General features: G+C 65.3%; 24 protein-coding genes. 6 read left to right on the plus strand and 18 right to left on the minus strand.

Going from position 1 to position 25,815, the window contains the following annotated elements:
* Positions 1–34: 34 nt before the first annotated feature.
* Together B4M43_RS04780 and B4M43_RS04785 are read right to left on the minus strand one after the other, a co-directional pair.
* Positions 35–859 (minus strand): beta-carotene 15,15'-dioxygenase, Brp/Blh family, encoded by an 825-nt coding sequence (locus tag B4M43_RS04780; protein ID WP_296264682.1) that lies wholly within the window; start codon positions 857–859, stop codon positions 35–37.
* Between the two features lie 2 nt (positions 860–861).
* The gene (locus B4M43_RS04785; RefSeq protein ID WP_296264684.1) at positions 862–1,554 is read right to left on the minus strand and encodes a bacteriorhodopsin; all 693 of its coding nucleotides are present in this window, start codon (positions 1,552–1,554) and stop codon (positions 862–864) included.
* A 547-nt stretch (positions 1,555–2,101) separates the two neighbouring features.
* Between B4M43_RS04785 and B4M43_RS04790 the strand changes: the two genes are divergently transcribed.
* Positions 2,102–2,803, plus strand: a complete 702-nt coding sequence (locus B4M43_RS04790) for a lipopolysaccharide kinase InaA family protein (RefSeq protein WP_296264686.1) — start codon at positions 2,102–2,104, stop codon at positions 2,801–2,803.
* Entirely contained in the window at positions 2,800–3,033 is a 234-nt protein-coding gene (locus B4M43_RS04795) for a hypothetical protein (RefSeq protein ID WP_296264688.1), read from the plus strand. The genes B4M43_RS04790 and B4M43_RS04795 overlap by 4 nt, the downstream gene beginning before the upstream one ends.
* A gap of 60 nt (positions 3,034–3,093) precedes the next feature.
* On the opposite strand, the gene B4M43_RS04800 is transcribed toward B4M43_RS04795, so the two are convergent.
* From B4M43_RS04800 to B4M43_RS04810, 3 genes are read right to left on the minus strand one after another with little or no spacing between them, the layout of a single operon-like run.
* Positions 3,094–3,450: a DNA polymerase III subunit chi gene (locus B4M43_RS04800; RefSeq protein WP_414707812.1), complete on the minus strand. Its 357-nt coding sequence runs from the start codon at positions 3,448–3,450 to the stop codon at positions 3,094–3,096.
* Positions 3,451–3,467: 17 nt separating this feature from the next.
* Positions 3,468–3,896: a DNA polymerase III subunit chi gene (locus tag B4M43_RS04805; protein ID WP_296264690.1), complete on the minus strand. Its 429-nt coding sequence runs from the start codon at positions 3,894–3,896 to the stop codon at positions 3,468–3,470.
* Between the two features lie 48 nt (positions 3,897–3,944).
* On the minus strand, positions 3,945–5,438 hold the full coding sequence (locus B4M43_RS04810; protein WP_296264692.1) for a leucyl aminopeptidase: 1,494 nt from the start codon (positions 5,436–5,438) through the stop codon (positions 3,945–3,947).
* A gap of 285 nt (positions 5,439–5,723) precedes the next feature.
* Between B4M43_RS04810 and lptF the strand changes: the two genes are divergently transcribed.
* Positions 5,724–6,839, plus strand: coding sequence for an LPS export ABC transporter permease LptF (gene lptF / locus B4M43_RS04815; RefSeq protein WP_296264694.1), 1,116 nt, complete (start codon positions 5,724–5,726; stop codon positions 6,837–6,839).
* Positions 6,832–7,893, plus strand: a complete 1,062-nt coding sequence (lptG, locus tag B4M43_RS04820) for an LPS export ABC transporter permease LptG (protein ID WP_296264695.1) — start codon at positions 6,832–6,834, stop codon at positions 7,891–7,893. The genes lptF and lptG overlap by 8 nt, the downstream gene beginning before the upstream one ends.
* A 52-nt stretch (positions 7,894–7,945) precedes the next feature.
* Here lptG and B4M43_RS04825 read toward each other — a convergent pair whose 3' ends face one another.
* The 13 genes from B4M43_RS04825 to gap all read right to left on the minus strand — a co-directional run bounded on the left by B4M43_RS04825 (position 7,946) and on the right by gap (position 22,713).
* A complete protein-coding gene (locus B4M43_RS04825) occupies positions 7,946–8,434 on the minus strand; it encodes an RDD family protein (protein WP_296264696.1) in 489 nt (162 codons plus the stop codon).
* 87 nt (positions 8,435–8,521) lie between these two features.
* The gene (locus B4M43_RS04830; protein ID WP_296264698.1) at positions 8,522–8,734 is read right to left on the minus strand and encodes a cold-shock protein; all 213 of its coding nucleotides are present in this window, start codon (positions 8,732–8,734) and stop codon (positions 8,522–8,524) included.
* Between the two features lie 333 nt (positions 8,735–9,067).
* A complete protein-coding gene (gene gcvT / locus B4M43_RS04835; RefSeq protein WP_296264700.1) occupies positions 9,068–10,189 on the minus strand; it encodes a glycine cleavage system aminomethyltransferase GcvT in 1,122 nt (373 codons plus the stop codon).
* A gap of 102 nt (positions 10,190–10,291) precedes the next feature.
* On the minus strand, positions 10,292–13,147 hold the full coding sequence (gene gcvP, locus B4M43_RS04840; RefSeq protein ID WP_296264702.1) for an aminomethyl-transferring glycine dehydrogenase: 2,856 nt from the start codon (positions 13,145–13,147) through the stop codon (positions 10,292–10,294).
* A 10-nt stretch (positions 13,148–13,157) separates the two neighbouring features.
* Complete coding sequence (gene gcvH, locus B4M43_RS04845) at positions 13,158–13,541, minus strand: glycine cleavage system protein GcvH (protein ID WP_296264703.1); 384 nt, start codon at positions 13,539–13,541, stop codon at positions 13,158–13,160.
* 343 nt (positions 13,542–13,884) lie between these two features.
* The gene (locus B4M43_RS04850; RefSeq protein WP_296264705.1) at positions 13,885–15,393 is read right to left on the minus strand and encodes a sigma-54-dependent transcriptional regulator; all 1,509 of its coding nucleotides are present in this window, start codon (positions 15,391–15,393) and stop codon (positions 13,885–13,887) included.
* 65 nt (positions 15,394–15,458) lie between these two features.
* Positions 15,459–15,821, minus strand: coding sequence for a DUF5064 family protein (locus B4M43_RS04855; RefSeq protein WP_296264707.1), 363 nt, complete (start codon positions 15,819–15,821; stop codon positions 15,459–15,461).
* 230 nt (positions 15,822–16,051) lie between these two features.
* Positions 16,052–16,501, minus strand: coding sequence for a YbaN family protein (locus B4M43_RS04860; RefSeq protein WP_296264709.1), 450 nt, complete (start codon positions 16,499–16,501; stop codon positions 16,052–16,054).
* 51 nt (positions 16,502–16,552) lie between these two features.
* Positions 16,553–17,161, minus strand: coding sequence for a biliverdin-producing heme oxygenase (locus B4M43_RS04865; RefSeq protein ID WP_296264711.1), 609 nt, complete (start codon positions 17,159–17,161; stop codon positions 16,553–16,555).
* Positions 17,162–17,265: 104 nt separating this feature from the next.
* Positions 17,266–19,860, minus strand: coding sequence for a TonB-dependent receptor (locus tag B4M43_RS04870; protein ID WP_296264712.1), 2,595 nt, complete (start codon positions 19,858–19,860; stop codon positions 17,266–17,268).
* 134 nt (positions 19,861–19,994) lie between these two features.
* Positions 19,995–20,951: a FecR family protein gene (locus B4M43_RS04875; RefSeq protein ID WP_296264713.1), complete on the minus strand. Its 957-nt coding sequence runs from the start codon at positions 20,949–20,951 to the stop codon at positions 19,995–19,997.
* Positions 20,952–21,045: 94 nt separating this feature from the next.
* Entirely contained in the window at positions 21,046–21,558 is a 513-nt protein-coding gene (locus B4M43_RS04880) for an RNA polymerase sigma factor (protein WP_296264716.1), read from the minus strand.
* A gap of 153 nt (positions 21,559–21,711) precedes the next feature.
* Positions 21,712–22,713, minus strand: a complete 1,002-nt coding sequence (gap, locus tag B4M43_RS04885) for a type I glyceraldehyde-3-phosphate dehydrogenase (protein WP_296264718.1) — start codon at positions 22,711–22,713, stop codon at positions 21,712–21,714.
* 266 nt (positions 22,714–22,979) lie between these two features.
* On the opposite strand from gap, the gene edd reads away from it, so the two are divergent.
* Both edd and B4M43_RS04895 read left to right on the plus strand, forming a co-directional pair.
* Entirely contained in the window at positions 22,980–24,806 is a 1,827-nt protein-coding gene (gene edd / locus B4M43_RS04890) for a phosphogluconate dehydratase (RefSeq protein ID WP_296264719.1), read from the plus strand.
* Complete coding sequence (locus B4M43_RS04895; protein ID WP_296264721.1) at positions 24,803–25,762, plus strand: glucokinase; 960 nt, start codon at positions 24,803–24,805, stop codon at positions 25,760–25,762. The genes edd and B4M43_RS04895 overlap by 4 nt, the downstream gene beginning before the upstream one ends.
* The last annotated feature ends 53 nt before the right edge of the window (positions 25,763–25,815 follow it).

The raw sequence follows: 25,815 nt of genomic DNA on the forward strand, positions 1-25,815 counted from the left end.
TCGCACGGTGACGGTCGAAGGCATGTCTCTTCGATCAATGGGTTGGCGACGGTCGTGCGACCACGAACCGTGGCAAGACCAGCATGTGCGGCAGGGCGAACGCGGCCAGTACGGCAAATAGCGAGCGGATTCCCGTGTGCTCTTGCCGGACGAACACGGCAGCGACGATCAGGGCGAACAAGGCGGCTGCCGCCAGTACCGGGCGCGTCAGTCGCAGGTAGGCGCCCAGCTTGCAAGTGCCTAGCAGGCGCTGCCGCGTGCGGGTCTGCGGTGCGGCATGCAGCACGAAGAAACCCAACGCGAACCCTACCAGAGGCGGCAGGCACAGGGTCGCGACGAGTGTCGCCGCCAAGCGCCCATCGCCTTTGCGCCAGGCAGCCCTGAGCAGCACCACGCTCGCCAGGACGCCTGCGGCGGCCAGGGCACTCGCCAATCCAATACCCAACGCGCTGGGCGCGTGGGTGCCTGAGGCCAGATCGAGCAACCGTGCCACCGTTTGCCTGTGCAATACGGCAGGGGCGCCGACGATGAAAGCGCCCAAGGCCAGGCGCTCGCTGGGATGTTCGAAGAGTTCGTCTTCGTGACTGAAATGCCAGGCGGACAGCAGCAGAAAGGTCACGAGGGCAATGGCGCTGGCAATTTGCCAAAGCGCCAGGTAGGCCAGAGCTGCGGCCAGATAGCAGGCGATGAAAGGCAGCCGCTGCGCTGCATTGACCACGTGCAGGTCGCTGGCTCCATGCAACAGGCCGAGGCCTAGCCCGACGGCCACCGCAAACGCCAGCGGCAGGCCGCCGCCGATCATGCTGGCGGCTACCGCGCAGAACACCAGCGCCAGCCAACCCCGGCTCCCGGCGCGCACGTTCAAGCGCTTCGGTCGACCAGCGCGTTGCGCAGGTTGCCCTCGCTGGTAAAGGCGTAGACCACCTTGGCCAGGACGTCGAGCACCAGGAACACCCAGACGGTCAACGCGTCGCTCACCAGGCCCAAGCCCTCGGGGCCGACGGCGAACACCACGGGATAGATCAGCCACAGCACGCTCAGAAAGCCGATGTTGCGACGATAGGCGCTGCCGATCGAGGCGTTTTGTCCGGCCAGCATCGCCAAAGGCTTCCACATCAGATACAGCACACCGGCGAAGGCGGCACAAGACCAGGTGAAGAACACCCATTTCAACATGCCATAAGGCGCCAGCGAGGCGATTAGGCCGGTGACGATCATCACCACATCCAAGGTCACGATCGAGGCGACGAAGCCGGCCTGGCCGTCTCGTTCGCGCGCACCGAGAAATGCCGAGCTGACCACGCCGGCCAGCAGCAGGGGCGTGGTGAACGTCCAGTCCATATAGCGCGCGACATAGGTCACGGTGCCATCCGGCTTGATCAGGTTGCCCAGGCCCAGGTACATGGCCAGGTAAGCGGTGGCAGCGATGAAGGGCACCGCAGCGTGAAGCAGGGTGTGGCCACGTAAAGGCCCGTGATGAGCGCCTTTGGCATAAATGGCCAGGGAGGCGAGCGACATGACGATGAAACCGATCAGCAGAGGCGTTTGAACCATGGCGAGCTCCGGAAGCGGCAGAGAAGGGCAGTGTTCAAGCAGGGTCGTCATGGGGGCTACGACGCACTGCCTGATAGAAAATGGAGGAAGTGCCCGAATATTTGGTTCAAAATGTTTCAGATGTGAGTAAATCCTAGGACTGTGTAAGTAATCGCCCGGTCGGGTATGGGAATATTCGGCATATGCGCCATTGACGGTACGTCCCTTGCACGTTCTTACGGGGTCTATGGATTACCTCGATCATGAAAAGCGCCATAAGGGCTGCCGTACCGATTCGGCAAATTGCACAAAAATAAAATATTTCAAGGAGTTACTGGCACGGATCGTCGTTCGTGCTGTCAGCTATCGGCTACTTTCGCAGGCTTGTGACCTGCCAAGGAAGCTGCTACGGCAAGCGCCTATGGCGCCTTGCCAAGAAACATCGTGTTACTCATAGCTACATTCCTGACACGCCTTTTCTCGATCAGCTTTGCACTCAACCGCGTGTGACGGTGCTGCCAGGCTATGCCGTATGGCTAATCAATCTATTACGCAAGAGACAGTGACCATGGCAAGTGCCCATACCCCAGCCTCGCAGTTCGACTTCTACTGGCAGCAAAAAGGAGAGTGGGTCGAAGAGCCCAACCAGCGCCGGGGAGGCGAAAGCGGTGTGCAGCGCCTGGATGATGGCCAAGGTCACTGCCTATACGCCAAGCGCCAGACGGGCCATCTGTACCGTAGCTGGCTGCATCCGTTCGGGCGTCCGACCGTACTGCGCGAGCAGGATGCCTTGAGCAACTGCGCGCGCCTGGGCGTACGCGTGCCACGCATCGTGTTCTGCCAGGCGCGCCGCGACGCCAACCACCAATGGCAGGCGCTGCTGGTGAGCGAGGCGCTGGAAGGCTTCGTCGACCTGGAAAGCTGGTACGCCGCCGGTGCTCTGACGCGTTATCCCGAAGCCGTGCACCAGCGCATGCTCAAGGACTTGGCGCAAAACATGGCGCGCATGCACCGCGGGCACTGGCAGCACAGCTGCCTGTATGGCAAGCATGTGTTCGTCAAGGTCGTGGGAGAAGGCGAGGACGCGCACGTCGAAACGGCGCTGCTAGATCTGGAAAAAGCTCGGCGGCGCTTGAGGTGCCAAAGCGCGGCCGCGAAAGATCTGGGGCAATTGCAGCGCCACTCGTCCATTTCGGACGCACACTTCCGTTCGTTGCTCTACTTTTACGAGACAGCGTTTGGCAGCGCAGTCAAAGGGTTAGGGCAATGAAACTAGAAATAGCACGAGCTTTGTTCCTCATCGCTGCGTTGGCCGTCACCACGGCAGCGGCGGCAGCCTGGGAACAACCGCGCCCATTGGTGTTCAGCAAAGCCGAACTGGCAGGGCAGTGCGCCTTGCCGCGCGGCCCCAAGGCGCAGGTACAGGACCAGGCCAAGCCCGATCATGACCTGTTGCTGTTCCTGTTCGGTATGCGTCAGGGCCTCAAGCCTTTCGGCTGAGGCTGCCTCCCCCAGGCCCGACGCCCGCATCCAGGATGCAGGCATCGGGTCACCGCTCCATCACTCCTGCGCGTTGAGCAAACGCTCCATGCGCACCGCCAGGCGACGCTTGATCTCGGTTTCGATGTGCGGCGTGAAGTCGTTGATCACGTCCTGCATGATCGATTGGGCCGCTGCGCGCAGTTCGCTGTCCAGGTGCAGCAGGGTGTCCTGACGGCGGGTCTGCGCGTTTTGGAGGTCGCCAGCGCTCGTGGGCGCCGTGGCGGACGACGCAGTGCTGCCCTGTGCCGCGCTGACCGACGGTGCAGGCTCCACCGTCTCGGTGAGCAGCGGTGGCTGCAGGTCGGCATCGCCCAGCAGTTCGCGGATCGACTCCAGGTCATCGAGCAGGTGGGCGGAGTGGTTGGAGGAAGTCATCGGCTTGTCCATGGGCGTCAAAGTCGCTGTAGGCGGTGATCGGTAAGAGCGTAGCCCCGTTCCCGATAGAAACGGAACCGCTCGCGTGCGGCCTGGCGGACAACGGGGGCTTCCACCACGATTTCGGCTACCCGCTGGAACTGGCCGACGAAAGCGGGTACATCGCCGCCTAGGTTGATCAGCAGGTCGGCATGCCCATGGGCCGAAGCACCGATGCCCAAGACCACCCGGCCGGCAGGGTCCAGCTCTGCCGAGTCGTGGGGCACGAATGCCTCGCCCTTGAATTGCCACAGGCGTTGGTCGAGCTCGCCGCGCTGGGCCTCGTCCTGACAATGCAGATAGACCTGATGCCCGAGGCGCCAGGCTTTTTCGCAGAGCTTGCAGGCGAAGTCCAGACGCGCCGTGAGCGAGTCGGTGGGCAGGATGTAGAAATCGACTTTGGCCATGATGGGTGTGCCGGCCAACGGCGCCTAGGCGCCGCTGGCGATGCGGCATCAGGCTCCTGCGCGGTCGAGCAGGTATTGGGTCAGCAAGGGAACCGGACGGCCGGTGGCGCCTTTTTCCTTGCCGCCGCTGATCCAGGCGGTCCCGGCGATGTCCATGTGCGCCCACTGATACTGCTTGGCGAAGCGCGAGAGGAAGCACGCAGCGGTAATGGTCCCGGCCTTCGGCCCGCCGATGTTGGCGATGTCGGCGAACGGGCTGTCGAGCTGCTCCTGGTACTCCTCGAACAACGGCAACTGCCAGGCGCGGTCGTCGGCACGCTTGCCGGCATCGAGCAACTGGTTCAGCAGGCCATCGTCGTTGCCCAGCAAGCCGGTGGTGTGGCTGCCCAGGGCGACGATGCAGGCGCCAGTGAGGGTGGCGATGTCGATCACCGCCTGTGGTTTGAAGCGTTCGGCATAGGTGAGGGTGTCGCACAGCACCAGACGGCCTTCGGCGTCGGTGTTGAGGATCTCCACGGTTTGCCCGCTCATGGTGGTGACGATGTCGCCAGGACGGGTGGCACCGCCGCTCGGCATGTTCTCGGCACAGGCCAGCAGGCACACCAGGTTGATCGGCAGTTGCAGCTCCAATACCGCCTGCAGGGTGCCGAACACGCTGGCCGCGCCGCACATGTCGTACTTCATCTCGTCCATGCCGGCGCCAGGCTTGAGGCTGATGCCGCCGGTGTCGAAGGTGATGCCCTTACCCACTAGCACGTAGGGTTTTTCGCTTTTCTTCGCGCCTTGGTAGTTGAGCACGATCAAGCGCGGCGGTTGCTCGCTGCCTTGGCCGACGGCGTAGAAGGCGCCCATGCCCAAGTCTTTGATCTTCTTCTCGTCGAGCACTTCGACTTTGAGGTTCTTGTGCGCCTTGCCCATGTCCTTGGCCTGCTCGGCGAGGAAACTCGGGTGGCACAGGTTCGGCGGCAGGTTGCCCAGGTCGCGGGTCAGGGCCATGCCGGCGCTGATCGCGCGGGCATGCTTGAGGCCACGCTCGACCTCTGACAGACCGGCTTCGCTGGTGAGCAGGGTGATTTTCTTCAGCGCGCGCGGTTCGGCCTTCTGGCTCTTGAAGCGGTCGAACACGTAGGCGCCGGCCAGCAAGGTTTCGGCCAGCAGCCGGTATTTGCCGTAGTGGCCTTCGCGACCTTCGACGACCACGTCATCGAGCACCAGGGTGGCATCGCTGCCGCCCAGGCCTTTGAGCGCGCCGGCGACGGCGTTGACCACCTTGCGCCAGTTGCGGTCGTTCAGGGCCTGTTCCTTGCCGATGCCGACCAGCAGCACGCGTTCGGCCTTGAGGCCGGGCAGGGCCTGCAGCAGCAGGGTCTGGCCGACTTTGCCGGTCAGGTCGCCGCGTTTGAGTACCGCGCCGATGGCACCGTTGCTCGCCTGGTCGATGGGCTGGGCCAGTGCGCCCAAAACGCGACCTTCGCCGACGCAGAGCACCAGCGTGGCGGTTTTGACGGATACAGCAGCGACGCTTTTTACAACCAGTTCCATGTCAGGTCCCCAGATGGTCGTTGGTGTGGCGCTGTCGGGCGTAGGCGTCGTGATGCGCGGACCGCCTGCTCGCATGCCAGTGGAAAAACTGCCAGTTTGACCCTCCGCCGACCCTACTGACAACCCCGGGCCACGGCAGGGCTCAGCACCAAGTGACAGAGGCCGTCAATCCCAGGATAATGCGCGCACTTTTGCAGTCGGTGGGCTTCGGCGAACCGGCTATGATCCTGATTGTCCGATTTCCTTGTCCGGCACTTCGCCCCTGACAACCCAGGAGTTTCTGGTTTGATCGTCTTCCGTTATCTGTCTCGCGAGGTCCTGGTGACCTTGAGCGCCGTCAGCGCCGTGCTGCTGGTGATCATCATGAGCGGGCGCTTCATCAAGTATCTGGCCCAGGCTGCGCAGGGCATACTCGACCCGAGCGTGCTGTTCCTGATCATGGGCTTCCGCCTGCCCGGGTTCCTGCAACTGATCCTGCCGCTGGGGCTGTTCCTCGGCATCCTGCTGGCCTACGGTCGGTTGTACCTGGAAAGCGAAATGACCGTGCTGTCGGCCACCGGCATGAGCCAGCAGCGTCTGCTCGCCGTCACCCTGGCCCCGGCGGCCCTGGTGGCGCTGCTGGTCGCCTGGCTGAGCCTGAGCCTGGCGCCCCAGGGCGTTGCGCAGGTGCAGCGGATCATCAACCAGCAGGATGCCCTGACCGAATTCGACACCTTGGTCCCGGGCCGTTTCCAGACCCTGCGCGACGGCACCCGGGTGACCTACACCGAGCAGCTCTCCGACGATCGCGTCAAGCTCGACGGCGTGTTCATCTCCGAGAAACGCTTCAACCAGGACAAGACCAAGGACCGCGCGCCGACGGTGCTGGTGGCCGAGCGTGGCCATCAGGAAGTGCGCGGCGACGGCAACCGCTACCTGGTGCTGGAAAACGGCTATCGCTACGACGGTAACCCGGGCGAAGCCAGTTACCGCGCGATCAAGTACGACACCTACGGCGTGCTGCTGCCCAAGCCCGAAGTCAGTCAGGAAGTCACCGACCGTGAAGCCATCCCGACGCAGCAATTGTTCGGCGAGCAGGGCCTGCGCGAACGGGCCGAGCTGCAATGGCGCCTGTCGCTGCCGATCCTGGTGTTCATCGTGACCTTGATGGCGGTGCCGCTGTCACGTGTCAATCCACGCCAGGGCCGCTTCCTCAAGCTGCTGCCGGCTATTCTTCTCTACATGGCGTACCTGACCATGCTGATTTCCGTACGTGGCGCCTTGGAGAAGGGCAAGCTGCCGATCGCTCTGGGCATGTGGTGGGTACACGGGCTGTTCCTGGCCATCGGCCTCGGGCTGATGTACTGGGAACCGTTGCGTCTCAAACGCGCGGCCCGTCGTGCGGAGGTGGCCCGTGGGTAAGCTGGATCGTTACATCGGCAGCAGCGTGTTGCTGGCCATTCTGGCCGTACTGGGCATCATCCTGGGCCTGGCCTCGCTGTTCGCCTTCATCGACGAAATGGGCGACCTGAGCGACACCTACAGCCTGCTCGACGCTGGCATGTATGTGCTGTTGACCGCGCCCCGCCGGCTCTACGACATGCTGCCCATGGCCGCGCTGATCGGCTGCCTGATCGGCCTGGGCAGCCTGGCGAGCAGCAGCGAGCTGACCATCATGCGTGCGGCCGGGGTGTCCATCGGGCGCATCGTCTGGGCCGTGATGAAGCCCATGCTGGTGCTGATGCTGGCCGGCCTGCTGATCGGCGAATACGTGGCACCGGCCACCGAGAGCAAGGCCCAGGCCGATCGTTCGCTGGCCCAGGGCGGCGGCGAGGCGCTGAGTTCCAAGCGCGGCATGTGGCATCGCCAGGGCAACGAGTTCGTGCACATCAACTCGGTACAGCCCAACGGCCTGCTGATCGGCGTTACCCGTTACCAGTTCAACGAGCAGCGCCAGGTGATGACCTCGAGCTTCGCGCGGCGCGCCACCTACGCCAATGACCAGTGGACGCTGAACGACGTCAGCACCACCTTCTTCCGCGGCGACCACACCGAAGTGGTCAAGGCCGAGCAGGAGCGCTGGGACGTTTCGGTGACGCCCGAGTTGCTCAATACGGTGGTGCTGCCAGCCGAATCGCTGTCGATCAGTGGCCTGTGGAGTTACATCCATTACCTGGCCGACCAGGGTCTGAACAACTCCGCCTACTGGCTGGCGTTCTGGACCAAGGTGTTGCAGCCGCTGGTGACCGCTGCGCTGGTGGTGATGGCGATTTCCTTCATCTTCGGCCCATTGCGTTCGGTGACCCTGGGCCAGCGCGTGTTCACAGGTGTGCTGGTGGGCTTCGTGTTCCGCATCGCCGGGGAACTGCTGGGCCCGTCCAGTCAGGTGTTCGGCTTCCCGCCGCTGCTGGCAGTGGTATTGCCTGCAGCGATCTGCATGGTGGCCGGGGTCTGGCTGTTGCGCCGAGCCGGCTGATGCCGTGATGCCAGGGGGCCGATCCCGGTCCCCTGGCTCGATCTTCACACCTCTACTTTCTCGCCTTCGGCACCCTGACCAATTGGGTGTTGGAGTAGAGGTCGTGCCATGTGCGCTGATGCTTGTCGAACAGCGCCCAGAAAAACCCCAGCCCCAGGCACAGCCACGAAGCGATGGCCACCATGAAGCGCAGCAAGGCCTGCCACAGGCTGATCGCACTGCCGTCGGCGTTCTGCACCCTGACACCCCACGCTTGCATGCCCAATGTCTGCCCGCCGTGGGTCCAGAATTTGGCGAAGAAGCCGAACAAAGCGAACAGCAGCAGGGTGGACAGCAGCGGGTCGCCGTCCAGCGCCCCGGCTTCGGTCAACTGACGCATGCGCGCCTCGCCGATGAACGCCATCTGGACCAGTTTGTAGACCCCTGCGGTGACGATCAGCAGGGCCGTGCACAGCAGTGCGTCATAGAACACGGCGGCCAGGCGTCGGGCGAAGCTGACGGGCGGGAAATCACCCTGGGGTTGCAGCGTGGAGGTTGGCATGCGTAGCGGCTCCGGTAAGCGAAGCGCGCATTCTACGGACAAAAAAAAGCCCCTGCACTTGGCAGGGGCTTTTTTGCGGAGCTTCGATCAGGCTTCGGCTTGAACTTCGTCAGCCTGCATGCCTTTCTGGCCTTGAACGGCAACGAAGGTCACCTTCTGGCCTTCCTTCAGGGATTTGAAACCGTTGCCCTGGATGGCACGGAAGTGGACGAAGAGGTCGGCACCGGATTCTGGAGTGATGAAACCGTAACCTTTCTCGTCATTGAACCACTTGACGGTACCGTTCTGACGCTCTGCCATGATCTTGCTTCCTATGGAACTTGGGTTGTGATGACAGTGGTTCACTTGAGGTTTGGAGTGAACGCCACTGGGCTGGTTGCAGGAAGTCTGGCGTCGAACGGGTGGTAGCGATTTTGGCTACTGGCCCGGGTCACGATTCCACTTTGGCGACCCATGCAAACACAGTGGAAAAGACTCTACGCCAACTCTCTCGGATAAAACAAGCCCTCTCTAAGGGGCCTTCCGGGCGGCATGCGCAGGTACGACATTTCTGTCGGAAACGGCATACCGCCTGGCCTGTAGAGCTTTCGCAAAGCGACAGCAAAGGTTCGAAAACGAACAGAAGTTCAGCCTTCACCCCCGGTGATAACGCGGCGTGACGAAAGGCATTTTGCTCACGCGCATGGGCACCGGCTTGCCGCGTACCAGCGCGAACAATGCGCTGTCCAGCGCCGCATGTTCGTTATCGACATAGCCCATCGCCACTGGCGCATCGAGCGTAGGCCCGAAGCCGCCACTGGTGACCTTGCCCACCACCCGACCAGCGGTATCGACGATCTCCGCGCCTTCTCGCACCGGTGTCCTGGCCTGGGCCAGAAGACCGACCCGTTTGCGCGCCACGCCTTCGCCTCGCTGCGCGAAAATCACCTGGGCACCCGGGAAACCGCCGGCACGCACACCGTCCTCGCGGCGCGTTTTGGAAATGGCCCAGAGCAGACTGGCCTGCACCGGCGTGGTGGCGCTGTCCATGTCATGGCCATACAGGCACAGCCCTGCCTCCAGGCGTAGCGAATCGCGCGCCCCCAGGCCGATGGCCTGCACCTGCGCTGCGGCCAGTAACCGTCGGGCCAGCGCCTCGGCGCTAGGGGCAGGCACGGAAATCTCGTAGCCATCCTCGCCGGTGTAACCCGAGCGGCTGACCACGCAGGAAACACCCAGCAGGTCTACCGTGCGGACCTGCATGAAGGTCATGTCTGCAACCTCGGACGCCAGATCGGCCAGCACCTCGGCAGCGGCAGGGCCTTGCAGAGCCAGCAGGGCGCGTTCTTCGAACAGCGGCAACACATCGCACAGGCCATCCAGCGCCTGGCGCAGGTAGGCGAGGTCTTGCGTCTTGCAGGCGGCGTTGACCACCAGCAGCAGTTCGTCGTCGGCCAGGCGCGCGACCATCAGGTCGTCGAGGATGCCGCCCTGCTCGTTGGTGAACAGCGCATAGCGTTGCAGGCCCACCGGCAGGTCGAGGATGTCCACCGGCACCAGGCGCTCCAGCGCCGCCGCAGCGCCTGGGCCGCGCAAGAGGATCTGGCCCATGTGCGAAACGTCGAACAACCCGGCGTGCGCACGGGTGTGCAGGTGCTCCTTGAGCACGCCCAAAGGGTATTGCACGGGCATGGCATAACCGGCGAAGGGCACCATGCGCGCGCCCAACTCCAGGTGCAGGGCATGTAGCGGGGTGTGTTGCAGTGTGTCGGACATCGAACGCTCCTGAGAATCTCGTCTAGGTCGGCCCAGCGGCACGACGATGGACCGGCCGGCGCCGTGGCGACCGACCGGGCCTAGCGCGGACGGCAACGGCCGTCAGCCTTCCTGATACAGCTCGATCGGCGGGCAGGCGCACACCAGATTGCGGTCGCCATAGACGTTGTCGACACGCCCCACCGGCGGCCAGTATTTGCCCTGCACCAGGCTCGGCAGGGGGTAGACGGCCTGTTCGCGGCTATAGGGGTGGCGCCACTCGCCCACCAGTTCGGCGGCGGTGTGCGGCGCGTTCTTCAGCGGGTTGTCGTCCGCGTCCAGGCGGCCTTCCTGCACGGCGCGGATTTCCTCGCGGATCTTGAGCATGGCCTCGCAGAAGCGGTCCAGCTCCTGCTTGGATTCGCTTTCGGTCGGCTCGATCATCAGCGTGCCCGCCACCGGGAACGACATGGTCGGCGCATGGAAGCCAAAGTCGATCAGTCGCTTGGCCACGTCGTCGACGCTGATGCCGCTGCTGTCCTTGAGCGGGCGCAGGTCGAGGATGCACTCGTGGGCCACCAGGCCCTGGTTGCCGGTGTACAGCACCGGATAATGGCCGTGCAGGCGCCGGGCGATGTAGTTGGCGTTGAGGATGGCCATCTGCGAGGCGCGCTTGAGACCGGCGCCGCCCATCATGCGGATGTACATCCAAGTGATCGGCAGGATGCTGGCGCTGCCGAAGGGCGCGGCGCATACCGCGCCTTCCTGGCGTGGCAGTGCCGCGTGGCCCGGCAGGAACGGCGCCAGGTGCGCCTTCACGCCGATCGGGCCGACGCCGGGACCGCCGCCGCCGTGGGGGATGCAGAAGGTCTTGTGCAGGTTCAGGTGCGAGACGTCGCCGCCGAACTTGCCCGGTGCGCACAACCCGACCATGGCGTTCATGTTGGCGCCGTCGATGTACACCTGGCCGCCGTGTTCATGGACGATATCGCAGATTTCGCCGATGGCCTCCTCGAACACACCGTGGGTGGACGGGTAGGTGATCATCAGCGCGGCCAGTTGCTCGCGGTGCTGCTCGGCCTTGGCGCGCAGGTCGTCGACATCGACGTTGCCGCGGTCGTCGCAGGCCGTGACCACCACGCGCATGCCGGCCATGTGCGCGGTGGCCGGGTTGGTGCCGTGGGCCGAGGCCGGAATCAGGCAGACGTTGCGCTGATGGTCGCCGCGGCTGCGGTGGTAGGCGCGGATCGCCAGCAAGCCTGCGTATTCGCCCTGCGAGCCGGCGTTGGGCTGCAGCGACACGGCGTCGTAACCGGTGGCGGCGCAGAGCATGGCTTCCAGCTCTTCGGTCATCTGCGCGTAGCCCTGGCTCTGTTCGGCCGGGGCGAAGGGGTGCAGGTTGCCGAATTCGGCCCAGGTCACCGGGATCATTTCGCTGGCCGCGTTGAGCTTCATGGTGCACGAGCCCAGCGGAATCATGCTGCGGTCCAGCGCCAGGTCCTGGTCGGCCAGGCGGCGCAGGTAGCGCATCAGCTCGGTTTCGCTGTGGTAGCGGTTGAACACCGGGTGTTCAAGGAAGGCCGACTGGCGGCGCAGTGCGGCGGGCAGGCGTGACTCGGCGGTGGCGGCCAGGGCGGCGAAGTCGGGCGCCGCCTTGTTGTCGGCAAACAGCGCCCACAGTGCCTCGACGTCGGCTTGGGTGGTGGTTTCGTCCAGCGACAGGCCCAACTGGCTGGCGCCGACCACGCGCAGGTTGATGCCCTGCGCACGGGCTTTGTCGTGCCACTGCGCGGTGGCGCTGCCCGTGTCCAGGATCAGGGTGTCGAAAGCGCTCTCGCCGAGCACTTTCAAGCCCAGCTCGCCCAGGCCTTGGGCGAGGATCGAAGTCAGGCCGCTGACCCGCTCGGCGATGCGCGTCAAGCCTGCCGGCCCGTGGTAGACCGCGTACATGCTGGCCATGTTGGCCAGCAGTACTTGCGCGGTACAGATGTTCGACGTCGCCTTCTCGCGGCGGATGTGCTGCTCGCGGGTCTGCATGGCCAGACGCAACGCCGTGTTGCCGAAGCGGTCGATGGACACACCGACCAAGCGCCCCGGCATGTCGCGTTTGAACGCATCGCGGGTGGCGAAGTAGGCCGCGTGGGGGCCGCCGAAGCCCAGCGGCACGCCGAAGCGCTGCGCCGTGCCGATGGCGACGTCGGCCCCGAACTCGCCGGGTGGCGTGAGCAGGGTCAGGGCCAGTAGGTCGGCGGCCACTGCCACCAGGGCGTTGGCGGCGTGCAGGCGCTGCACCAGTTCGCGGTAGTCGAAGATCTCGCCGTGGCTGGCCGGGTATTGCAACAGGGCGCCGAAGAACGTCGAAACATCCTCGAGTTCGCGCTCGTCCCCGACCACCACCTCGATGCCGAGGGGCTCGGCGCGGGTGCGCAGCACGTCGAGGGTTTGCGGGTGGCAATGCACGGAGGCGAAGAAAGCCTGGCCGGTCTTGTTCTTCGACAGGCGCTTGCAGAAGGTCATGGCCTCGGCCGCAGCGGTGGCCTCGTCGAGCAGGGACGCGTTGCTGATCGGCAGGCCCGTGAGGTCGCAGATGAGGGTCTGGAAGTTCAGCAGCGCTTCCAGGCGACCTTGGGAAATTTCCGGTTGGTAGGGCGTATAGGCGGTGTACCAGGCGGGATTTTCCAGCAGGTTGCGCAGGATCGGCGCCGGGGTATGGCAGTTATAGTAGCCCTGGCCGATGTAGGTCTTGAACAGCCGGTTGCGGTCGGCGATGGCCTTGAGCGCCGCTAAGGCGTCGGTTTCGCTCTGGCCGGGGGCGTCGCCCAGCACGCTGGTGCCCTGGATGCTGGCAGGGACGACGGCTTGGCTCATGGCGTCGAGCGAGTCGAAGCCGAGGGTGGCGAGCATGGCCTGCTCATCGGCGGCACGCGGGCCGATGTGGCGGGCGACGAATTCGTTGGCGGTGCTGAGGTTCAGGGGCATGGCAGGGTCCTCAGGCGTCGGCGCTGGCGTTGAGCAGGCGGTCGTAGGCGTCCTGGTCGAGCAGGGCGGCGACGGCGTCCGGTTGGTCGGGCACGAAGCGGAAGAACCAGCCTGCGCCGAGCGGTTGTTCGTTGACCAGCTCAGGTTGCTCGGCCAGTTGCTCGTTGACGGCGACGATCTCGCCGGCCAGCGGCATGTATACGCCACTGGCCGCTTTCACCGACTCCACGGTCGAAGCCTCGCTGTCTTTGTCGTAATGCTGCAGTTCGGGCAATTGCACGTAGACCACATCGCCCAGCGCCTGCTGGGCGTAGGCGGTGATCCCCACCGTGACGCTGCCGTCGGCTTCGACGCGCAGCCATTCGTGATCCTCGGTAAAACGCAACTCGCTCATGAAAAGTCCTCGGGATGCAGGAGGTCAGGCGCGGTGTGGCCCCACGCTCTGGGTCGGGGTTTTCCCTAGCAAGAAGGCGGCCAGCAGGGTAGAAGCCCGATTAATCAAGGGCTTGCCGGGGATCGGCGCAGGAAAGCCGGCGGTGATTGTAATGAATTCGATACGGCCCGAAGCGGTCTGAAAAGAAAGCCCAATCAAACCCTTGCAGAACAAGCGGTCGCAGGGTTTGTATCGAATTCATTGCAATGGAAAGAAATCGATACGGTCTCGTTAAGCCTGCCTCATATACCTATAGCCCTGCGGGGCCGCTCTTGCCATTGCGCACGGCCGGCGACTTCGCTTCTCAAGCGTCCTTGCGAATACCGTATTTGCGCAGACGTTGGGCGATGGCGGTATGCGAGGTCTGCAAGCGTGCGGCCAGCAAACGGGTCGACGGATAGCTGGCATACAGGCGTTGCAGCAGTTCGCGCTCGAAGTCGCCGACCGCCCGTTCCAGACTGGCGACGCCGCCCAGTTGGCCGCTGGCGACCGAGGTGCCGGCGATGTCCAGGTCGTCGATTTCCACCCACTGGCGCTCGCAGATGGCCGCCGCGCGGAAGATCACGTTGTGCAGCTGGCGCACGTTGCCCGGCCAGGGGTTGGCCAGCAGCGCCGCATGGGTGGCGCTGCTCAGGCGGCAGGGCGGGCGCTGGATCTGCGTGCAGGCCTGGGCCATGAAAGCGTGCGCCAGCATGAGGATGTCTTCGCCGCGCTCGCGCAGGGGCGGCACTTGCAGGTTGAGCACGTTGAGGCGGTAGAACAGGTCTTCGCGGAAGGTGCCTTCGCCGACCATGCGTTGCAGGTCGCGGTGGGTGGCGCTGATGATGCGCACATCGACCTTCACTTCCCGGTCGCCGCCGACCCGGCGGAAGCTGCCGTCGCTGAGAAAGCGCAGCAGTTTGGCTTGCAGGTAGGGCGACATTTCGCCGATTTCATCGAGAAACACCGTGCCCTGGTTGGCCAGCTCCATCAGCCCCGGCTTGCCGCCACGCTGGGCGCCGGTGAAGGCGCCGGGGGCATAGCCGAACAGCTCGCTCTCGGCCAGGCTCTCCGGCAGTGCGGCGCAGTTCAGCGCCAGGAACGGCGCGGCCTGGCGACTGCTCAGGGCGTGGCAGCCACGAGCCACCAGTTCCTTGCCGGTGCCGGTTTCGCCATGCACCAGCAGCGGCGCATCGAGCACCGCCACACGCAAAGCGCGGGCCTTGAGGGTTCGAATCGCCGGCGAATCGCCGAGCAACGCCTCCAGGCCTTCGGCATGGTCGTGGCGCAAGGCCGAGAGCCGCTCGCCCATGCGCGTGGGTGGATACAGGGTAAGCAGGCCGCCGGCGTGGGTGATGGGACTGGCGTCGAGCAGCAGGCTCTGGCCGTTGAGCTGCATCTCACGCATCGGCAGGTGGAAGTTGTTGTCCAGCAGCGCTTGCAGCAGGCCCGGGTCGCCGAACAGCTCGCCCACCGAGCGCCCGGCCGACTCACGCCCGCACAGGGCGATCAGCGCCGGGTTGGCCAGCAGCACCTTGCCGGCGCTGTCGACCGCCAGCACCGGGTCGCTCATGGCCGCCAGCAGGGCGTCGAGTTGCAGGTGGCGACGCTGGCCGGGAAGGATGTCGACCACTTCCACCGACTGCACGCCGTGCACGTCGAGCAGCGCGTCGTGCAGCTCTTCGAGGACGGCCGGGCTCAAGGTCGGGGCATCGATGTAGACGTTCGGCGGCACCATCTCCACCGCGTCCAGGTTGAGGTGGCGGGCACCCAGCAAGGCGAGCACTTCCTGGGTGATGCCAACGCGGTCGATGAAGCTGACGTGGATACGCATGGGGGCTGGGGCCATGGCCGGAGGGGCGAACAGTATGCCCTGGCCAAGCCGGCAACCCCAGGGGGTCAGGTGAGGTGTTCGGGCTTGACCGGGTCGCCGGACTTCACGTCGAGCTGGGCGCGCACGTCTTCGAACATCAGGTCATAGAACGTATGGGATGCCGCGATGCTGGACGCGCTCTTGGGCAGGCCATGCTTTTCCGCCAGGCGGGTGACGTAGCGGGCGAAGTCGAAGGCCTGGTCCTTGGGCAGGAAGAAGGTTTCATCGACCGCTTTGTCGTCGATGCTGCCATGCAGGCGGAAATTCATGCCGGTGCCTTCCTTGGGATCTTGGAACAGGCTGTAGTCGACGCTCAGGTTGTAGCTGTGGTCAGCCTGGTTCAGCGCGTGGCGCTCGATGTGCAAGTGGCCGGGGGTGAAGGTGGCCATGGGCGGTCCTCCTGATGGTGGGTGGGCTTTGCGCGCATTGGGTGGCGTCAACGGTAGCTGATAAGCAGCGGGGCATGCCAAGCGGTTGCGCTGTTTTGGCGCGGAAACGGTTTGGCGGTGCCGCCGCGCGATGACGGATCGGGTACTGCGCGCAGCGGCCGGGATGTGCTGTCCATGGCGACCGGAAACCCCAGCCTAAGGGCGCGGGGCCTGCTGACAACTGATCTGCATCAGTCGATGCTGGCATGGGAGGGCGATGTTGGTGCCATGGGTGGCTGTGCCGCGTCATACGGAGTAACGGTCCGCTCAGGGCGCGACCAGATCCACAGGTTGCCGAGCGCCATACCGCCGATGGCCAGGAACACCGGCCAATGGTGCTCCAGCACCAGCAGCATCAACCCGGCACACAACAGCATGCTAACCGTGGCGCTAAGTTTGGCACGGCGCTGGATCACCTTGCCGTTGCGCCAGTTGTAGAGGATCGGGCCGAACAACCGGTGCTGCTCCAGCCAGGCGCTCAGCCGCGGCGAACTGCGTGTCGCGGCCCACGCTGCGAGCAGGATGAACTCGGTGGTCGGCAGCCCCGGTATGACGATGGCGACCAGCCCGATGCCCAGGCTCGTATAAGCCAGGAGTGCGTACAGCAGGCGGGTCACGCGGGAGCGGGCAAGTTGGGTCATGGTCTCACTGCGGTGGGTCCGACCTCCGTTCGCAGGGGCCGGACGGGCGTATCAAGCCAGTGCGTTGTCGGTCGCATAGGCGTGCTTGAGCAACTCGGTAAAGCGTTCGAACGCAGCCACGGCCGCGCGTTCGGCGGCGGCGTCCTCTTCCGCCGAAAGGGGCAGGGCGTCGAGGGTGCGGGTGAAGCGTTTCCAGCCCTCGGCACGGCCGCCGGCAGGCTCGCCCAAGTGGCGTGCGCCGAACGTGTCGGACAGTTGCAGTGCGGCGGCGCGCTTGATCAGGAATGCAGCGCCGAGTTTGGAGCCTTCGGACACGAAGAGCCAGCCCAGGGCCTGCGCTACGCTCGGATCGTGCAGCGCACCCGGCACGGGTGCCGGCACTTCGCAGCCGAGGTCGGCCAAGTCCAGTCGGGCCTGCTCGGCGCGGCAGCGTTCGGCAAGGTCCGGGAATAGCGCGATCAATGCCGGGTCGCGGTACAGCGGTTGCAGTTCGGCTTGGAACAGGTACTGGGCGGCGACGAAGCGGGCGAAGCGCTCGCGGCTGTCGAACGGGGCATGAGCCTTGACCAGAGCGTCCAGTTCGCTGTGCGGTGCGTGGGTGACCTGGTTCAGGCGTTGCGAGCGCAGGCTGGCGCGCTCGGGGGCGGTGGCAGTGGCCATGGAAGTTCCTCAAAGAAAGGGCGTCTGTGTATGAAGACGAAACAGACAGGGCAAAGCGGTAAAAAAGGTCGTCAGGCGCGCTGTGGCAGCGCGCCCATGCCCGTTCAGATGTCCCACACCAGGTTGATCGCCACGTTGCGCCCTGGCAGGGTCAGGCGGTCGAGGTTCGCCGGTTGCGTCACCCCGGCTTCGCCCAGGCCGTCGTAGCCACGTACCGAATCCCACTGCCAGTATTTCTTGTCGGTGAGGTTGTAGAGCCCGGCGTTGAGGGTCAGGTCGTCGGTGAGCTTGTAGAACCCGCTGAGGTCGAGCACGCCATAGCCGGGTGTGCGGAACTGGCTGCTGGTGCCGTCGGGGGCGAAGAAGGTGGTGTCGTCGACACGGTCCTTGCGCTTGACCAGGGTCCAGCTCAGCAGGCCGCCGTAGTTCGGCTGCTCGTAACCCAAGCCCCACACCGTGGTCAGCGGGTTGATGCTGTTCAGCGGCTGGCCGTTGTCGTCGTTGCGCCCGTGCAGATAGGTGACCGCGCCTTGCGCGTACAACCCGGGTGCGGCGCCGAAGTGGTCGAGGTTCAGACGGCCCTTGAGCTCGGTGCCCTTGATGGTCGCGCGGCGAATGTTGTTGGCCTTGAACGTGTTGCCCAGCGAAGACGACTGGATGGCGTCTTCGTTGATGAAATCGCGGTACTTGTTATAGAACACCGCCACGTCGAAGTGGCCTGCCTCGAACTGGCCGCGCAGGCCGGTTTCCAGGCTTTTGCTCTTTTCCGGTTCGAGGTCGGGGTTGCCCTCGACGCGGTAGCCTTCGACCTGATTGTCGAAGCGGCCGTACATCGATTTGGCGGTGGGGGTACGGAAGCCTTCGGCGTACTGGCCATAGCCGGTGTAATGCTCGTCGAAGGCGTAGGTGACGCCGAGCTTGGGCGAAACCCGGTGCCAGTGCTTGCTGGAGGTGTCGATGGACGTGGGCGCCGTGCTGCCGCTGCCCTGCAGGCCGAGCAGGAATTCGTCGGTGGCCTTGGGTTTCATGCGCGTGTAGTCGTAGCGCGCGCCGGGCAGGAAGGTCCAGGCACCCCAGCGGATTTCGTCTTGGGCGAACAGGCTGTAGGTGTCGATGGTCGGGTCAGGGAAGTCGCTGACTCGCGCCTGACCGTCGGTGGGGCTGTCGAAGCCTGCGCCTGGGCAGCGCGCGCCGACCGTTAGACAGGTGCCGGTGCCGCTGCGCGAACCGGTGACCTTGTCGTGCTTGAAGGTGGTGCCGTAGGTCAGCAGATGCTGCGTCTCACCGAGGTCGAAGGCCTTGTCGAACTGTGCGTCGAGCACCCACTGGCGATCCTTGTACGTGGTGTCACGGGTGCGCAGCACGGTGCGGCTGAAGGGAAAATACACTTCTTCGGTGTGCTGGTCGGTCTTGGCGATCTGGTAGTTGAGGCTCCATTTCGCGTGGTCGGCCAGGGCGCTGTCCAGGCGCAATTCATGCTCCAGGCCGAAGCGCTCGCGGGTCACGGTGTCTTCGGCTTGGCGACTGCGGTACATGCCCAGCCCCCTGCCCTGGGTGAACGGCCCGCCGACCGCGCTGCGCACGTTCTGCTCGCGGTCGTTCTTGAACCGCTCGTACACCAGCGCCAGGCGATCCTCTTCGGCATAGTTCCAGCCCAGCTTGGCCAGTACGTTCGTCGTGCGGGCATCCTCGGGGTTGGCCGAGGTGCGCGCCAGGCCATCGCCGCCCTGGCGACCATAGGACTCGGTCTCATGGCCGTCGCGCCGGCTCAGGTGCAGTAGGCCGTCGACGTCGCCGCTGCGCCCGGCCACGGTGGCCGACTTCAGCCAACTGTCGTCGGCCGAGCTGTAGCCGGTTTTCAGACGGGCGCCGACATCCTTGCCGGGCTTGATGATGTCTTCGGGGTCGAGGGTGAAATAGCTGACCGCGCCACCGATGGCGTTGCTGCCATAGAGCACCGAGGCCGGGCCGCGGAGGATTTCCACGCGCTTGACGATTTCCGGGTCGACGTAGTTGCGTTGGGTCTGGGCGTAGGGGCCGAAGAAGAAGCTGTCGGGAATGGCCACGCCGTCGACCTGGGTGAGGATGCGCTCGCCGTCGATGCCGCGGATGTTGTAGCCGTTCAAGCCGCTGCGCTGGCCGATGCCACTGACCGACACGCCCGGCTCGTAGCGCGCCAGGTCGGCGATGCTGTTGACGTTCTGCCGGTCGAGCTGCTCGCGGGTCTGCACGCTGACGGTGCTGGGCACCTGGTTGACGTCCTGGGCGTTGCGGGTGGCGCTGACGGTGAGCTGTCGCAAGGCGATGGCGTTGCGCTGGCCGAGGGCCTGGCGTTCGATCACCACGTTGCCGTGGCCGACGGTACGGTAGGTCAGCCCGGTACCTTGCAGCAGGCGCTCGAGCGCGGCTTGCGCCGGCAGCGAATCGCGTACGCCGGAGGAAACCACGCCCTGGGCGAGCTCTGCGGAAAAGCCGACCTGCCAGCCGGTGACTGCGGTGAAGGCATTGAGGGCCGACACCAGCGGTTGCTGTTCGATGGCGAAGCGGTAGTCGCCTGTGTGCTGGCTGCTCGCCTGGGCGATGTCGGCGGCCAGCGCCGGCAGGCTGGTCAGCCCTCCGGCGAGCATGGCCAGAGTCAGCAACGACAGCTGACCGACCCGGCGGGAAGAAGAGGACGGGCGTGTGAAACCTGTGGGCATCGAAAGCGCTCCCTGTCGCGCGAACGTTATGAGTGGCTGATTTCGTAACGAACAAGAATCAGTCGCATTGGCTATAACGAGACGGAACAGGGTAGGCGGGTGCGTAAAAATAATTTCGATAGGCGCCGCAAGCGCTAGTTGAGGATGACCAGCGCAGGGTATTCGTGCAACTGCGCCGAGGTGATCTGCGCCAGGGCACGCAAGGTTTCCAAGGGCCGATCGAGGCGGTAGTTGCCGGTGACCGTCAATTGCTCCAGGCGTGGATTGCGGTTGACGATCCAACCGGGGTAGTAGCGCCGCACCTCGGCCAGCACCTGGCTCACCGGGCAGTTCTCGAACACCAGGCGGCCTTCGACCCAGGCCAGCGCCTTGGCCATGTCGGGCCTTTGCGGTGCGCTGAAACCGGCAGGGCCCAGGCTGATGCTGTCGCCCGCACGCAGGCGCACGCGCTGGTCGTCCGGCGATTGCAAATCGACGTCCCCACGCTGCACGCGCACCTGCGCCTGACCGTCGAAGTAGCGCACGGCGAAGTCGGTGTCGTCGGCACGCGCGCGCAGCGGCCCGGCTTGTACTTCAAAAGCGGGCTGGGCGCCGGCCGGCACCTGGAAATAGGCCTCGCCTTGCAACAGGCGGACGTTGCGATGGCCGTCGTGTCGCTCGCTGGCCAAGGCGCTGTCGGTGTTGAGCAGCACACGGGCCCCCGTGTCCAGCTGCAGGTGCTGGCGCTCACCGACGGCGGTCAGGTGGTCGGCCTGAAGGCGCACCGGCAGGTTGCCGAAGGCGAACAGACCGACCAGCAGCAACGCGGCAGTCGCCAGTGGCGCGCGGTAGCGGCGCAGACGCGCGGGCCAGGTGCGGCGCCTGCGGCGGTGCAAGTGGTCGGCCGCCTGTTGCAGGGCAGCACTGTTCCATAGCGCTTCGGCCTGCAAGTAGACTTCGGCGTTTTCCTCGGCCTGGGCCAGCCAGGCGGCGAAGTCGCGTTCGTCTTGCGGGTCGGCGCATTGCAGGCGCACCAGCCAGTCCAGCGCCTGCTCACGGGCGCGCGCTCGGGCCTGGGTGACGCTGGAGGAAGTGGCTGGGTGGTCGGTCACGCAGAGTCCTTGCACGGCTCGAAGGGCCAGGGATGATCGGGGCTGACGGGGCGGCTGGCAAGCCGTGCGCCTACTGGCCAGTGGCGTCGGCCGTTCAACTCAAACGCTGTGCGATGTCCATGCAGAGCGCCATGATCAATTTGAGTTCCTTCTGCACGGTGCTGGCCGACACCTTCAGCTGCCGGGCGATTTCCAGATAGCTGGCGCCCTGCACGCGGCTGAGCACGAAGATCCGTTGCTGACGCTCGGTCAGTTGACCCAGGTGGCTGCTCAGGTGTTTGAGCAATTGTTCGGCATGGGCGGCATCTTCGCTGCTGCCAAGGGGCGCGGCGACGTTGTGCAGCACCTGCTCGGGCACATCGTCGACCAAGGTGCGCGCCTGCGTACGACGTGCGCGCAGGTGGTCGAGCGCCAGGTTGCGTGCGGTCTGGAACACGAAGGGCTCCAGATGCGTGACCGGCCGTTCGGCCAGGGCGCGGGCGACCCGCAGGTAGGTTTCCTGCAGCAGGTCTTCGGCGGTGCTGGGGTTGCCGACCATGCGCTGCAAGGTGCGCAGCAGGGGGAGGCGCTGCTGGACGAACAGCGCATTGAACCGGGACTGACTCACAGGGAAACCTGGCCAAAGGGAAGTTATTGATAATGCGTATCATCTTCCCATGGGGTCAAGCTGGAAAACGCTTCCAAACGTTAGGCCGCGCCTGGCCATCGCCCGGCGCCTGCCGAAGCCGCGATGCGGCTTCGGTCAAGCACAGCGAACCCTTCAACGCGCCTCGAACAGCGCGCGGCAGGTGTCGAGCATGCGGTTGGAGAAGCCCCATTCGTTGTCGTACCAGGCCAGCACCTTGAGCATGCGCCCGTTGCTGCGGGTGTGGTTGGCGTCGAAGATCGACGACAGCGGGTTGTGGTTGAAGTCGCACGACACCAGGGGCAGGGCGTTGTAACCGAGCACCGGCGATTGGCGGCTGGCCTCGGCGAAGGCCTGGTTGACCTCGTCGCGGCCGACTTCGCGTTGCAGGTTGACGGTCAGGTCGACCAGCGACACGTTGATCACCGGCACACGTACCGCCATGCCCGTCAGCTTGCCGGCCAGCTCCGGCAACACCAGCCCGACCGCCTCGGCGGCGCCGGTCTTGCTCGGGATCATCGACTGCGTGGCCGAGCGCGCCCGGTACGGGTCGCTGTGGTACATGTCGGTCAGCACCTGGTCGTTGGTGTAGGCGTGGATGGTGGTCATCAGGCCCTGTTCGATGCCGAACTCGCGATGCAGCACCTGGGCGATCGGCGCCAGGCAGTTGGTGGTGCACGAAGCGTTGGAGATGACCTGGTGCGAGGCGCGCAGCACGTCGTGGTTGACGCCGTACACCACGGTGGCGTCGGCGCCTTTGGCCGGTGCCGAGATGATCACCTTGCCGGCGCCGGCGCTCAAGTGCGCGGCGGCCTTTTCGCGATCGGTGAACAGACCCGTGCATTCGAACACCACATCCACCGCTTCGGCCTTCCATGGCAGCTCCGCCGGGTTGCGGATGGCGCTGACGGCGATGCGGTCGCCATTGACCGTCAGGCTCTGCTGGTCGGCTTCGACCTGGGCATCGAAGGGGCCGTGTACGCTGTCGTACTTGAGCAGGTGGGCGTTCATGGCGCTGTCGCCCAGGTCGTTGATGGCGACGACCTGCAGGTGCTCTCGATAGCCTTGGGTATAGAGTGCGCGAAGCACGTTGCGGCCGATGCGGCCGAAGCCATTGATGGCGATGCGGATGGTCATGGCGATACCTCTGGCAGTGGGGCGAGGCCTGTGGCACAAAGGCAGGCGTCGCTGAAACGGTTTTGTTGTTGGAATTACAAGATTATTCCCTTGCTGATAGAAAACAACCCTTTTTGGTGTCAGTATTTGTTTAGAACATACAACGAGTGGTCGGGTTCAACCCAATGTCGCTGCCGGCGGGGCTTTCAACTGAGCCTAGGCCGCAACCGTCGCAAGGTGAAGCAACCCGTCAAGACCGCCCTTACCGCGAGCCTGGAGTCCTGTACATGCACCCGCGCATCCTTGAGGTCACCCAGCGGCTGATCGAACGCAGCCGTGCCACCCGTGAACGCTACCTGGCGCTCATCCATGGCGCGGCCAGCGCCGGCCCCATGCGCGCCAGCCTGCAATGCGCCAACTTCGCCCACGGCGTGGCGGCGTGCGGTACGGACGACAAGCAGACCCTGCGGCTGATGAACGCGGCCAACGTCGCCATCGTCTCGGCCTACAACGACATGCTCTCGGCGCACCAGCCCTATCAGCACTTCCCCGAACAGATCAAACGGACGCTGCGCGACATCGGCTCGGTCGGCCAGTTCGCCGGTGGCGTGCCGGCCATGTGCGACGGCGTCACCCAGGGCGAGCCGGGTATGGAGCTGGCCATCGCCAGCCGCGAAGTGATCGCCATGTCCACGGCGATCGCGCTGTCGCACAACATGTTCGACGCCGCGCTGATGCTCGGTATCTGCGACAAGATCGTGCCGGGGCTGATGATGGGCGCGCTGCGCTTCGGCCACCTGCCCACCGTGTTCGTACCCGGCGGGCCGATGGTCTCGGGGCTGTCGAACAAGGAAAAGGCCGACGTGCGCCAGCGCTACGCCGAAGGCAAGGCCAGCCGCGAAGAGCTGCTGGAATCGGAGATGAAGTCCTACCACGGGCCCGGTACCTGCACCTTCTACGGCACCGCCAACACTAACCAGCTGGTGATGGAAGTGATGGGCCTGCACCTGCCGGGCGCCTCGTTCGTCAACCCCTACACGCCGCTGCGCGACGCGCTCACTGCAGAGGCGGCGCGCCAGGTCACGCGCATGACCAAGGCCAGCGGCAACTTCATGCCGCTGGGCGAGATCGTCGACGAAAAGGCTCTGGTCAACTCCATCGTGGCCCTGCACGCCACCGGCGGTTCGACCAACCACACCCTGCACCTGCCGGCCATCGCCCAGGCGGCCGGCATCCAGCTGACCTGGCAGGACATGGCCGAACTGTCGGAAGTGGTGCCCACGCTGTCGCACGTCTACCCCAACGGCAAAGCCGACATCAACCATTTCCAGGCCTCCGGCGGCATGGCTTATCTGATCCGCGAGCTGCTCGACGCGGGCCTCTTGCACGAAGACGTCAACACCGTGGCCGGCCCCGGTCTGCGCCGCTACACCCAGGAGCCTTTCCTCGAAGACGGCCAGCTGGTCTGGCGCGAAGGGCCGACCCAGAGCCTCGACGAAACCATTCTGCGTCCGGTGGCGCGGCCGTTTTCGTCCGAGGGCGGGCTGCGGGTGATGAACGGCAACCTCGGCCGCGGCGTGATGAAAGTCTCGGCGGTGGCGCCCGAGCACCGGGTGGTCGAGGCCCCGGCACGCATCTTCCATGACCAGCAGTCCCTGGCCGATGCGTTCAAGGCCGGCGAGCTGGAGTGCGACTTCGTCGCCGTGGTGCGTTTCCAGGGCCCGCGCTGCAACGGCATGCCCGAGTTGCACAAGCTGACGCCGTTCCTCGGCGTGTTGCAGGATCGCGGCTTCAAGGTGGCGCTGGTCACCGACGGGCGCATGTCCGGCGCGTCGGGCAAGATTCCCGCCGCCATCCACGTCTGCCCCGAGGCCTTCGACGGTGGCCCGCTGGCACGGCTGCGCGATGGTGATATGGTGCGCGTCGACGGCGTCGAAGGCACGCTGCAGGTGCGCCTCTCGGCCAGCGAGCTGGAAAGCCGCGACCTGCCCCCCGCACCCCAGGGCAACGACCTGGGCTGCGGGCGCGAGCTGTTCGGCTTCATGCGCGTCGCCTTCAGCTCGGCCGAGCAGGGCGCCAGCGCCTTCACTGCGGATTTGGAGAAGCTTGGATGACGGAATTGCTGGTCGGCGACATCGGTGGCACCAACGCGCGTTTCGCGTTGTGGCGCAACAACCAGTTGGAGGCCGTGGAAGTATTCGCCACCGCCGACTACAGCGGGCCGGAACAGGCCATCGAACGGTACCTGGCCAACCAGGGCGTAGCGCCCGGCGCAGTGCGCGCGGCCTGCCTGGCCGTGGCCGGGCCGGTGCTGGGCGACGCGTTCCAGTTCACCAACAACGAGTGGCAACTGAGCCAGCGTGCGTTCTGCGAGCACTTGCAGATCGAGCGCCTGCTGCTGGTCAACGACTTCACCGCCATGGCCTTGGGCATGACCCGGCTCAAGCCCGGCGAATCGCTCGAAGTCTGTGCCGGTGAAGCCGACCCCAGCCGCCCGGCGCTGGTGATCGGGCCGGGCACCGGTCTGGGCGTGGGCTGCCTGCTGCGCCAGGGCGAGCGCCGTTGGCTGGCCTTGCCGGGGGAGGGCGGCCACGTCGACCTGCCGGTGAGCAACGCCCGCGAAGTGGCGATCCAGCAGTACCTGCACCGCCAGCTCGGCCACGTCAGCGCCGAGAACGTCCTCAGCGGCAGCGGCCTGTTGCGTCTGTACCAGGCGCTGTGTGCCATCGACGGCGACGTGGCGCAGCACCAGACGCCCGCGCAGATCACCGACGCCGCCCTGGGCGGCGAACCACGGGCACGGGCGGTGATCGAGCAGTTCAGCCGCTTCCTCGGCCGGGTCGCCGGCAACAACGTGTTGACCCTCGGCGCGCGCGGCGGTGTGTACATCGCCGGCGGCGTGATTCCGCGCTTCGCCGAGCTGTTCCTGCACAGCGGCTTCCGCGACAGCTTCACCGACAAGGGCCACATGAGCCATTTCTTCGCCGGCATTCCGGTATGGCTGGTCACCGCCGAACTGTCCGGCCTGCTGGGGGCCGGGGTGGCCCTGGAGCAGTCGCTGCACGATTGAGCCGAGTCATGGCAGGCCGCGTGGCCTGCCGCTACACTGCCGGCCGCATGCAA

Origin of the sequence: Pseudomonas sp. UBA6562 (genome assembly GCF_002434265.1) — a bacterium.
GTDB lineage: Bacteria > Pseudomonadota > Gammaproteobacteria > Pseudomonadales > Pseudomonadaceae > Aquipseudomonas.